The sequence below is a fragment of the Nocardioides proteolyticus genome (assembly GCF_051280635.3).
Taxonomy (GTDB): domain Bacteria; phylum Actinomycetota; class Actinomycetes; order Propionibacteriales; family Nocardioidaceae; genus Nocardioides.
Map to the genome: position 1 here is coordinate 138,349 of NZ_JBNBPO030000006.1, position 10,879 is coordinate 149,227.

The following is a 10,879-nucleotide window of genomic DNA, read 5'->3' on the forward strand; positions in this document are numbered from 1 at the left end:
GTGACCTCCCTCGACCCCGCCATCGCCGAGCGCCTGCGGCGCACCCCCGACGGGCTGCTGCCCGCGGTGGTCCAGCAGCACGACACCGGCGAGGTGCTGATGCTGGCGTGGATGGACCACGAGGCGCTGCACCGCACGCTCACCACGGGGCGCGCGACGTACTGGAGCCGCTCCCGCGGGGAGTACTGGGTCAAGGGGGAGACCTCCGGCAACCCCCAGCACGTCCGGGAGGTCCGGGTCGACTGCGACGGTGACACGCTGCTGGTCAAGGTCGACCAGGTCGGCGTCGCCTGCCACACCGGCACCCGCACCTGCTTCGACGACGGGCTGCTCGGTGGCTGAGCCGCCGGCCGCCCGCCGCACCTTCGGGCCGGTCGTGCTGCTCGGCCTGGCGGCCAGCGGCTTCGGTGCGGTCGCGGGGCACCGCGCCATGCTCCGGGTGTCGGAGGAGCACCTCCGCGCGATCGGCGCGTCCGCCTACACCGGTGACGACTTCAACCGGGTCGAGTTCCCGCTGGCGGGCGCGCTGGCACTCGTCGCGCTCGCCTGCTGGGGCGTGCTGCTGGTGACCCGGGGACTGTTCCGCAGGGTCGTCGCGGTGCTCGCCGCCGTCGCCGCTGCCGGGATGCTGGCCGTGGTCGCGGTCGGCGGGTTCGTGCAGCACGAGGACGCCGCGGCGGACCTCGCCGCGCGGATCGGGCTCGGCGGGGGCGCGGTGCCGGTCGAGCGCACGGTGTGGTTCTGGGTCGCCCTGGCGGCCTCGCTGCTCGCCGTAGCGGCCGCCGCCGCCGCGATCCGGTTCACGCCCGGCTGGCCCGAGATGGGCACCCGGTACGACGCCCCGACGGGCGGTGCGGTGACCGACCGGGAGGCGGCCGCAGGTGCCGATCAGGAGCCGGAGGAGCAGTCCAACCTGGACCTGTGGAAGTCGCTGGACGAGGGCACCGATCCCACCGAACGGCGACGCCCTAGAATCGAGCCCGATCCGCCCGCCTGAACGAGGAGCTCACTACACATGGCCGACAACCACGGCAACACCCCCGCTGCCTGGACCGCCGTCCTGGTCGCCCTGGTCGGCTTCGTGGTCGGTGCGATCGGCATGTCGACCTCCCCGTTGAACTGGGCGTTGTTCTGGATCGGCTGCGCGCTGGTCGTCGGCAGCGCCGTGGTGTTCGCCGTGCTCGCCAAGCTGGGGCTCCACAGCTCCGGCCACTGATCCCGTGACGCTCGCGGCCCCGCCCGTCGCCCGCAGCGAGAAGCCTCGCTGGCGGCGGATGGTGCCGCCCGCGCTGGTGGCCGGCGGTCTCGGCGCCGCGACCCTGGCGCTGCACCTGCGCGACCCGCACGAGCAGGGCTCCTGGGGACTCTGTCCGCTGGCCGCCGTCGGCTTCGACTGTCCGGGCTGCGGCGGTCTCCGGGCGGTCAACGACCTGACCAACCTGCGCTTCGCCGACGCCGCGTCGAGCAACCTGCTCTTCGTCGCCGCGATCCCGGTGCTCGCGGTGGTGTTCTGGCTGTGGGCGGCGGGCCGCTGGTCGGGTCGGCGCTGGCAGCCGTCCGACCGGGCGGTGACGGTGGGGATGCTCGCCCTGGTCGGCGCGATGGTGGTGTTCACCGCGCTGAGAAACACAGCGGCGGGGTCCTGGCTCGCGCCCTGACCCCGCCGACCGTGCGGTTGCTGCCGGTGGTGGTCAGATGTCGCTGTAGAAGTTGAAGCTCCCGGTGGTGATCCACAGGATGATCCAGATGATGCTGAGCACGACGCCCACGCCGCCGAGGATCAGGCCGGCGAGCGCCATGCCGCCGCCGCTCTTCTGGCCGGAGTCGGTCTCCTTCTTGCCGAGGTAGCCGAGGATGATCGCGGCGACGCTGAAGATCAGCGACCCGCAGCACAGCACGCCGAGGATTCCGGTGACCAGCGAGATGATCGCCATCACCGAGGTCTGCTGCGGCTGGGCGCCGCCGTAGCCGCCCTGGTCGCCGTAGCCGCCCTGGCCGCCGCCGTACCCGCCCTGGCCGCCGCCGTAGCCGCCCGGGGGCGGCGGAGGAGTCCCGTAGTTGGGGGGCTCGTTGGAATAGCTCACGGTGAAAGACCCTTCTGTCGCTTGGCTGTTGCCCGACCGAGTTTCGGGCGGTGTGAGGCACCCTAACGGCCGCATGGGAGACTCGACACCACCTGCTGGCGAGAGTCGCCGGCGGTTGTCCAGACGTTACGGAGGCGGCATGTCGGCCCCCCAGGCCCCTCAGACCGCCCGGGCCACGGTGCTCGACGAGATCGTCGCCGGGGTCCGCGAGGACCTCGCGATCCGCCAGGCCGAGGTCCCGGAGGCCGACCTGCGGGCCGCGCTGGCCGACGTGGCGCCGGCGCTCGACCCGATGCCGCAGCTGCGGGCCGCCGGTTCGTCGGTGATCGCCGAGGTCAAGCGGAGGAGCCCGAGCAAGGGCGACCTCGCCGACATCCCGGACCCGGCCGCCCTGGCGGTCGAGTACGCCGCGGGCGGCGCAGCGGCGATCAGCGTGCTGACCGAGCGCCGCCGGTTCGGTGGCAGCCTCGACGACCTGCGCGCGGTTCGGGCCGCGGTCGACGTCCCGCTGCTGCGCAAGGACTTCATCGTCACCGACTACCAGCTCCTGGAGGCCCGCGCGGCCGGCGCCGACCTGGCGCTGCTGATCGTCGCCAGCCTGCCCGGCGACCAGCTGCGCCGGCTCCACGACACCGCTCGCGAGCTGGGTCTCACCGTGCTCGTCGAGGTGCACGACGAGGCCGAGGCCGAGCGCGCCGTCGACCTCGGGGCGGAGCTGGTCGGGGTCAACGCCCGCAACCTGAAGACCCTCGCGGTCGACGCCGACGTCTTCGGCCGGCTCGCTCCGCAGATCCCCGACGACCGGGTGCTGGTCGCCGAGTCGGGCGTCACCGGCCCGGCCGACGTCCAGCGCTACGTCGACGAGGGCGCCCGGGCGGTCCTGGTGGGTGAGGCGCTGGTCAAGGACGGGGCGCCGCGGGCCGCGGTCGCCGCGATGACGGGACTGACCCGATGACCCCGGCGAGCCGCTACGACGCCGACGAGCTGGGCTGGTTCGGCGGGCCGGGCGCCTTCGGCGGCCGGTTCATGCCGGAGGCCCTGATCGCCGCCCTCGACGAGCTCGACACCGCCTGGCAGAAGGCGATGCTCGACCCGACCTTCACCCACGAGTTCGACCAGCTGCTGCAGAACTACGCCGGCGTCCCGAGCATGCTGTACGACGCCCGGCGGCTCTCCGAGCGGGCCGGCGCGCGGATCCTGCTCAAGCGCGAGGACCTCAACCACACCGGTGCCCACAAGATCCGCAACGTGCTCGGCCAGGCCTTGCTGACCAAGCGGATGGGCAAGACCCGGGTGATCGCCGAGACCGGGGCCGGCCAGCACGGCGTCGCGGCCGCCACCGCGGCGGCCTACCTCGGCCTCGACTGCACCGTCTACATGGGCGAGGTCGACACCGAGCGCCAGGCGCTCAACGTCGCCCGGATGCAGCTGCTGGGCACCGAGGTGGTGCCGGTCAAGAGCGGCTCCCGCACCCTCAAGGACGCGATCAACGAGGCGCTGCGCGACTGGGTCGCCAGCGTCGACCACACCGCCTACCTGTTCGGCACCGCCGCGGGCCCGCACCCGTTCCCGAGCCTGGTGCTGTCGTTCGTCCGCGGCATCGGCGACGAGGCCCGCCGCCAGTGCCTCGACCTGACCGGCCGGCTGCCCGACGCGATCGCCGCGTGCGTGGGCGGCGGGTCCAACGCGATCGGCCTGTTCGCCGGCTTCGTCGACGACCCGGAGGTCGCCATCTACGGGTTCGAGCCCGGGGGCGACGGCGTCGAGACCGGGCGCCACGCCGCGACCATCTTCGCCGGCAGCGTCGGGGTGCTCCACGGCGCCCGCACCTACGTCCTGCAGGACGAGGACGGCCAGACGGTGGAGTCGCACTCCATCTCCGCCGGCCTGGACTACCCCGGTGTCGGCCCGCAGCACGCGCACCTCGCCGCGACCGGCCGGGCGTCGTACCTCCCGGTGACGGACACCGAGGCGATGGACGCGATGGCGCTGCTCGCCCGCACCGAGGGCATCATCCCGGCGATCGAGTCCGCGCACGCCGTCGCCGGCGCGCTGCGCCTCGCCGAGGAGCGCCCCGGCGAGACGATCCTGGTCAACCTGTCCGGCCGCGGCGACAAGGACATGGGCACCGCGCTGGAGCACTTCGGGCTCGGCAGGGCCGGCCCGGCCGACCAGCCGCCGGGCGAGGGGGTCGAGGGATGAGCACCTCCAGCAGCCCCAGCGGCGCCGCGTTCGAGAAGGCCCGCGGCGAGGACCGCGCCGCGCTCGTCGGCTACCTCCCCGCCGGCTTCCCCGACGTCGACGGCGCGATCGCCGCGCTGAGGACGATGGTCGACGCCGGCTGCGACGTGATCGAGATCGGCCTGCCCTACAGCGACCCCGTCATGGACGGACCCACCATCCAGACCGCCGCCCAGCAGGCGCTCGACGGTGGCGTCCGGACCGCCGACGTGCTGCGCACGGTCGAGGCGGTCGCCGCCACCGGCACCCCGACCCTCGTCATGACCTACTGGAACCCGGTCGAGCGCTACGGCGTCGAGCGCTTCGCGCAGGACCTGTACGACGCCGGCGGCGCCGGCCTGATCACGCCGGACCTCACCCCCGACTTCGCCCCGGAGTGGAGTGCCGCCGCCGACGCCCGCGGCCTGGACAAGGTCTTCCTGGTCGCGCCCTCCTCCACCGACGAGCGGATCGCGATGACGACGGCGGCGTGCCGAGGGTTCGTCTACGCCGCGGCGGTGATGGGGGTGACCGGTGCCCGCACCACGTCCAGCGAGCTGGCCGGCCCGCTGGTCGCCCGCGCCCGCGCCACCACGAAGCTCCCGGTCGGCGTGGGCATCGGCGTGAGCAGCGGCGCCCAGGCGGCCGAGGTGGCGTCGTACGCCGACGGCGTGATCGTGGGGTCGGCGTTCGTGCGCACGCTGCTGGACCACCCGGGTGACCGGGCGGCCGGGCTCGCTGCCCTGGCCGCGCTCACCGAAGACCTCGCCCAGGGGGCAGCCGGGGGAGCGCGTGCCTAGTCGCCGCCCGATCGCGGTCCTGATGGGCGCGGTGCTCGGCCTGCTCGCGGCCGCGTGCACGACAGCGGACCCGGAGACCTTCTCCGGCACCCGCGTGCAGCAGCCCTACCAGGCGCCGGACATCCCGCTGACCGACACCGCGGGGGAGCCCTTCTCCCTGGCCGCCGACACCGACGAGCCGCTGACCCTGGTGTTCTTCGGCTACACCCGGTGCCCCGACTACTGCCCCCTCGTCATGAACAACATCGCGGCAGCGATGAACCGGCTCGACGAGGACGAGCGCGAGAAGGTCGACGTGGTCTTCGTGACCACCGACCCCGCGCGCGACGACCGCAGGACGCTGCGGCGCTACCTCGACGGCTACGACCCCGCGTTCATCGGGCTGACCGGCGACCTCGAGACGATCGTCGAGGTCGGCGACCCGCTGGCCATCTACGTCAACGACGGCAAGAAGCTCCCCAGTGGCGGCTACGACCTGGGCGGCCACTCGACCTTCACCCTCGGCATCGACGAGGACGACGAGGCCGTGGTCCTCTGGAACCAGGAGACGTCGAGCACCGAGTTCGCCGCCGACATCCGCACCCTGCTCAACGAGGACTAGGACTCCGCCGTGCCGCTGCAGCTGATCGCCGCCACCATCCCGAGCCCCTCGCAGAGCGTGTGGGAGCTCGGTCCGTTCCCGCTGCGCGGCTACGCGCTGTGCATCATCCTCGGCATCGTCGCCGCCATCTGGATCGGGGAGCGGCGCTGGCAGGTGCGGGGCGGCACCGTCGGCGACGTCCAGGACATCGCGGTGTGGGCGGTCCCCTTCGGTCTCGTCGGTGCGCGGCTCTACCACGTGGCCACCGACTGGAAGCGCTACTTCGGTGAGGGCGGCGACCCGGTCGAGGCGCTCTACGTCTGGCAGGGCGGCCTCGGCATCTGGGGCGGTGTCGCGCTCGGCGCGGTCGGGGCCTGGCTGGGCTGCCGCCGCAAGGGGATCCGGATCCTGCCGCTGATGGACGCCGTCGCCCCGGGCCTGCTCGTCGCCCAGGCGATCGGCCGCTGGGGCAACTGGTTCAACCAGGAGCTCTACGGTCGCCCCACCGACCTGCCGTGGGCGCTGGAGATCGACCAGGACCACTTCAGCAGCGCCTACCTCGCCAGCCAGGACTACCGGGACGCCGTGGCGGCCAACGGAGGGGTGCCGCCGGAGGTGGCGACCTTCCACCCCACCTTCCTCTACGAGTGCCTGTGGAACCTCGCGGCCTTCGCGCTGATCATCTGGCTCGACCGCCGGTTCCGGCTCGGCCACGGCCGGGTGATGGCGGCGTACGTCATGGCGTACACGCTCGGCCGCGGCTGGATCGAGTACATCCGGATCGACGACGTCCAGCTCGACGACGTGCTCGGCCTCCGGTTCAACGTGTGGACCTCGATCGTGCTGTTCGTCGCCGCCGCGGTGTACTTCTGGTGGTCCCGACGGCACCGGCCCGGCCGCGAGGAGAGCGTGTACGTCGACGGGCGGGAGCCCGCGGAGGAGGCTGCGCCGGACGACGAGGCGAGCCCGACGGAGAGCCGGGACGCCGCGGATGTGACCGACGAGGCGTCCACCAGCGACTGAGATGGGGCGGAGCCGGTTCACAGGGTGGTAACCTGAGGCTTCCGCCGCGTGGGCCAGTGCTGTCCCTTGCGCCCCACCTTCTGCGGTCCGTCCGGTCACCGGAGCGGTCGCAGACGTAGTCGACGGGAGAACCCTGGTGCCCTACACGCACGCGTTCCCGCCGCCGGAGGGTCTCTACGACCCGCGTCACGAGCACGACGCCTGTGGCGTCGCCTTCGTCGCGACGCTGACCGGTGAGGCCAGCCACGACATCGTGGTGAAGGCCCTGACGGCCCTTCGCAACCTCGACCACCGCGGCGCAGCCGGTGCCGAGCAGAACTCCGGCGACGGCGCCGGCATCCTGATGCAGGTCCCCGACGCGTTCCTCCGCGACGTGGCGGCGGACGCCGGGTTCGAGCTGCCGGCCGCCGGCGGCTACGCCGTCGGCACCGCCTTCCTGCCCGGCGACGAGGAGCAGGTCGCCAAGACCCGCGGCCGGATCGAGGAGATCGCGGCGGAGGAGGGCCTCTCGGTCCTCGGCTGGCGCGAGGTCCCCGTCGAGCCGGGCGTGCTCGGCACCATGGCGCTGAGCGTGATGCCGACCTTCACCCAGCTGTTCGTGCAGGCGAACCCCTTCGCCGCGGAGCCGGTCACCGGCATGGCGCTGGAGCGTCTCGCCTTCTGCCTGCGCAAGCGGGCCGAGCGCGAGACCGACGTATACTTCCCGTCGCTGTCGTCCCGCACGCTCGCCTACAAGGGCATGCTGACCACCGACCAGCTCGACCACTTCTACCCCGACCTGCTCGACGAGCGGATGGCCTCCGCGCTGGCGGTGGTCCACTCCCGCTTCTCGACCAACACCTTCCCGAGCTGGCCGCTGTCCCACCCGTTCCGGTTCATCGCGCACAACGGCGAGATCAACACGGTGATGGGCAACCGCAACTGGATGCGGGCGCGGGAGGCGCTGCTCGACTCCGAGGTGATCCCCGGCGACCTCGAGCGGCTGTTCCCCATCTGCACCCCCGGGGCCTCGGACTCCGCCTCGTTCGACGAGGTCCTCGAGCTGCTCCACATGGGTGGGCGCAGCCTCCCGCACGCGGTGCTGATGATGATCCCCGAGGCGTGGGAGAACCACGGCGAGATGGACGAGAAGCGGCGCGACTTCTACCGCTTCCACTCCACGATGATGGAGCCGTGGGACGGGCCGGCCTGCGTGGTGTTCACCGACGGCACCCAGATCGGCGCCGTGCTCGACCGCAACGGCCTGCGTCCCTCGCGGTTCTGGGTCACCGACGACGGCCTCGTGGTCCTCGCCTCCGAGGTCGGCGTGCTCGACCTCGACCCCGCCAAGGTCGTGCGCAAGGGCCGGCTGCAGCCGGGCCGCATGTTCCTCGTCGACACCGAGGAGCACCGGATCGTCGAGGACGAGGAGATCAAGGAGCAGCTCGCCGACGAGCACCCCTACGGGGAGTGGCTCCACGCCGGGATGATCCACCTCGACGACATCCCCGAGCGCGAGCACATCGTGCACACGCACGCCTCCGTCACCCGCCGCCAGCAGATCTTCGGCTACACCGAGGAGGAGCTGCGGGTGCTGCTCACGCCGATGGCCAACACCGGTGGGGAGCCGATCGGCTCCATGGGCACCGACACCCCCATCGCGGCGCTGAGCGACAAGCCGCGGCTGCTGTTCGACTACTTCAGCCAGCTCTTCGCCCAGGTGACGAACCCGCCGCTCGACGCCATCCGCGAGGAGCTCGTCACCTCGCTCAACGGCTCGATCGGCCCGGAGTCCAACCTGCTGGAGCCGGCTCCCGCGTCCTGCCGTCAGGTCGTGCTGCCCTTCCCCGTCATCTCCAACGACGACCTGGCCAAGATCCGCCACATCAACCGCGACGGCGACCACCCGGGCTTCGTCACCCACGTGTCGCGCGGTCTCTACCCGGTCGAGGGCGGGGGAGCGGCGATGGCGGCCCGGATCGACGAGATCTGTGCCGAGGTCAGCGCCGCGATCGCCGCCGGCGCCCGGATCATCGTGCTCTCGGACCGGCACTCCACCGCCGAGCTGGCTCCGATCCCGTCGCTGCTGCTGACCGGTGCGGTCCACCACCACCTGGTGCGCGAGAAGACCCGCACCCAGGTCGGCCTCCTCGTCGAGGCCGGTGACGTCCGCGAGGTCCACCACGTGGCACTGCTGGTGGGCTACGGCGCGGCCGCGGTGAACCCCTACCTCGCGATGGAGACCGTCGAGGACCTCGCCCGCGAGGGCTACTACGTCAAGACCGACCCCGAGCAGGCGGTGCGCAACCTGATCAAGGCGCTCGGCAAGGGCGTCGTGAAGGTGATGTCCAAGATCGGCGTGAGCACCGTGGCGTCGTACACGGGCGCGCAGATCTTCGAGTGCATCGGCCTGTCCCAGGCGGTGGTCGACAGGTACTTCACGGGCACGACCTCCAAGCTCGGCGGCGTCGACCTCGACGTGGTGGCCCACGAGGTCGCCGCGCGTCACGCCAAGGCCTACCCGCCCGCCGGGATCGCGCCGGCCCACCGGGAGCTCGAGATCGGTGGCGAGTACCAGTGGCGGCGTGAGGGCGAGCCGCACCTGTTCAACCCCGAGACGGTGTTCCGGCTGCAGCACTCCACCCGCACGGGTCGCTACGACATCTTCAAGCAGTACACCCGGGCGGTCGACGAGCAGGCCGAGCGGCTGATGACGCTCCGCGGGCTGTTCCGGTTCAAGGACCCGGGTGCCCTGGGCCGTCAGCCGATCCCCGTCGACGAGGTGGAGCCCGTCTCGGAGATCGTCAAGCGCTTCTCCACCGGTGCGATGTCCTACGGCTCCATCTCGCGGGAGGCCCACGAGACGCTGGCCATCGCGATGAACCGGCTGGGCGCCAAGTCCAACACCGGTGAGGGCGGCGAGGACCCCGACCGGCTCTACGACCCCGAGCGCCGCAGCTCGATCAAGCAGGTCGCCTCCGGCCGGTTCGGCGTCACGAGCGAGTACCTCACCAACGCCGACGACATCCAGATCAAGATGGCGCAGGGCGCAAAGCCCGGCGAGGGCGGCCAGCTCCCGGGCAACAAGGTGTACCCCTGGGTCGCCAAGACCCGGCACTCCACGCCCGGTGTGGGCCTGATCAGCCCGCCGCCGCACCACGACATCTACTCGATCGAGGACCTGGCGCAGCTGATCCACGACCTCAAGAACGCCAACCCGTCGGCCCGCGTCCACGTGAAGCTGGTCTCCGAGGTCGGTGTCGGCACCGTGGCGGCCGGCGTGTCGAAGGCGCACGCCGACGTGGTCCTGGTGTCCGGTCACGATGGCGGCACGGGTGCGTCCCCGCTCACCTCGCTGAAGCACGCGGGCGGCCCCTGGGAGCTGGGTCTCGCCGAGACGCAGCAGACGCTGCTGCTCAACGGCCTCCGCGACCGGATCGTGGTGCAGACCGACGGACAGCTCAAGACCGGGCGGGACGTGGTCATCGCGGCGCTGCTGGGTGCGGAGGAGTTCGGCTTCGCGACCGCACCCCTGGTGGTCTCCGGCTGCATCCTGATGCGGGTCTGCCACCTCGACACCTGCCCGGTGGGCGTGGCGACGCAGAACCCGGTGCTGCGCTCCCGGTTCAACGGCAAGGCCGAGTACGTCGTGAACTTCTTCGAGTTCATCGCGCAGGAGGTTCGCGAGCTGCTCGCCGAGCTCGGCTTCCGCAGCATCGACGAGGCCGTCGGCCAGGTGCAGGCGCTCGACACCGTCGAGGCCGTCGACCACTGGAAGGCGGCCGGCCTGGACCTGTCGCCGATCCTGCACAAGGTGGAGGTGTCGGAGACGCACTTCCCCGACCAGGACGTCCGCTGCACCAAGGAGCAGGACCACGCCCTGGACCGGTCGCTGGACGTCACCGAGATCGTGCCGCTGGCGACGCCGGCGCTCGAGCACGGCGAGCCGGTCCGCGCGCAGCTGCAGATCCGCAACGTCAACCGCACCGTCGGCACGATCCTCGGCCACGAGGTCACCAAGAGGTACGGCGGCGAGGGACTCCCGGACGGCACGATCGACCTGACGTTCCTCGGGTCGGCGGGTCAGTCGTTCGGTGCGTTCGTGCCGCGCGGCATCACGCTCCGGCTCGAGGGCGACGCCAACGACTACGTCGGCAAGGGTCTCTCCGGCGGCCGGATCGCGATCCGGCCCG

The 10,879-nt window shown here is 72.1% G+C and carries 11 protein-coding genes; 10 read left to right on the plus strand and 1 reads right to left on the minus strand.

Annotation, left to right across the window (positions count from 1 at the left end):
• The 4 genes from hisI to ACPOLA_RS05645 are packed head-to-tail and all read left to right on the plus strand — an operon-like array spanning position 1 to position 1,658.
• Entirely contained in the window at positions 1–342 is a 342-nt protein-coding gene (gene hisI, locus ACPOLA_RS05630) for a phosphoribosyl-AMP cyclohydrolase (RefSeq protein ID WP_435769414.1), read from the plus strand.
• On the plus strand, positions 335–997 hold the full coding sequence (locus tag ACPOLA_RS05635) for a Trp biosynthesis-associated membrane protein (protein WP_435769415.1): 663 nt from the start codon (positions 335–337) through the stop codon (positions 995–997). The genes hisI and ACPOLA_RS05635 overlap by 8 nt, the downstream gene beginning before the upstream one ends.
• Positions 998–1,015: 18 nt before the next feature.
• Complete coding sequence (locus ACPOLA_RS05640; protein ID WP_435769416.1) at positions 1,016–1,216, plus strand: HGxxPAAW family protein; 201 nt, start codon at positions 1,016–1,018, stop codon at positions 1,214–1,216.
• A 4-nt stretch (positions 1,217–1,220) separates the two neighbouring features.
• Entirely contained in the window at positions 1,221–1,658 is a 438-nt protein-coding gene (locus ACPOLA_RS05645) for a DUF2752 domain-containing protein (protein ID WP_435769417.1), read from the plus strand.
• A gap of 33 nt (positions 1,659–1,691) precedes the next feature.
• Here ACPOLA_RS05645 and ACPOLA_RS05650 read toward each other — a convergent pair whose 3' ends face one another.
• Positions 1,692–2,084, minus strand: a complete 393-nt coding sequence (locus ACPOLA_RS05650; protein ID WP_435769418.1) for a DUF4190 domain-containing protein — start codon at positions 2,082–2,084, stop codon at positions 1,692–1,694.
• A gap of 139 nt (positions 2,085–2,223) precedes the next feature.
• Here ACPOLA_RS05650 and trpC point away from each other — a divergent pair, with 139 nt between their 5' ends.
• The 6 genes from trpC to gltB all read left to right on the plus strand — a co-directional run.
• A complete protein-coding gene (gene trpC, locus ACPOLA_RS05655) occupies positions 2,224–3,039 on the plus strand; it encodes an indole-3-glycerol phosphate synthase TrpC (RefSeq protein ID WP_435769419.1) in 816 nt (271 codons plus the stop codon).
• Positions 3,036–4,286 (plus strand): tryptophan synthase subunit beta, encoded by a 1,251-nt coding sequence (gene trpB / locus ACPOLA_RS05660; RefSeq protein ID WP_435769420.1) that lies wholly within the window; start codon positions 3,036–3,038, stop codon positions 4,284–4,286. The genes trpC and trpB overlap by 4 nt, the downstream gene beginning before the upstream one ends.
• The gene (trpA, locus tag ACPOLA_RS05665; RefSeq protein WP_435769421.1) at positions 4,283–5,104 is read left to right on the plus strand and encodes a tryptophan synthase subunit alpha; all 822 of its coding nucleotides are present in this window, start codon (positions 4,283–4,285) and stop codon (positions 5,102–5,104) included. The genes trpB and trpA overlap by 4 nt, the downstream gene beginning before the upstream one ends.
• Entirely contained in the window at positions 5,097–5,705 is a 609-nt protein-coding gene (locus ACPOLA_RS05670; RefSeq protein WP_435769422.1) for an SCO family protein, read from the plus strand. Before trpA ends, ACPOLA_RS05670 begins: the two co-directional genes overlap by 8 nt.
• A gap of 9 nt (positions 5,706–5,714) precedes the next feature.
• The gene (lgt, locus tag ACPOLA_RS05675) at positions 5,715–6,707 is read left to right on the plus strand and encodes a prolipoprotein diacylglyceryl transferase (RefSeq protein WP_435769423.1); all 993 of its coding nucleotides are present in this window, start codon (positions 5,715–5,717) and stop codon (positions 6,705–6,707) included.
• Between the two features lie 136 nt (positions 6,708–6,843).
• On the plus strand, positions 6,844–10,879 hold a 4,036-nt coding region (gltB, locus tag ACPOLA_RS05680), incomplete at its 3' end, for a glutamate synthase large subunit (RefSeq protein WP_435769424.1).

Excerpts from the sequence above, each read along its gene's own strand:
- ACPOLA_RS05640 (WP_435769416.1), top strand. The coding sequence starts at position 1,016 with ATGGCCGACAACCACGGCAACACCCCCGCTGCCTGGACCGCCGTCCTG.
- trpB (WP_435769420.1), top strand. The coding sequence starts at position 3,036 with ATGACCCCGGCGAGCCGCTACGACGCCGACGAGCTGGGCTGGTTCGGC.
- trpC (WP_435769419.1), top strand. The coding sequence starts at position 2,224 with ATGTCGGCCCCCCAGGCCCCTCAGACCGCCCGGGCCACGGTGCTCGAC.
- trpA (WP_435769421.1), top strand. The coding sequence starts at position 4,283 with ATGAGCACCTCCAGCAGCCCCAGCGGCGCCGCGTTCGAGAAGGCCCGC.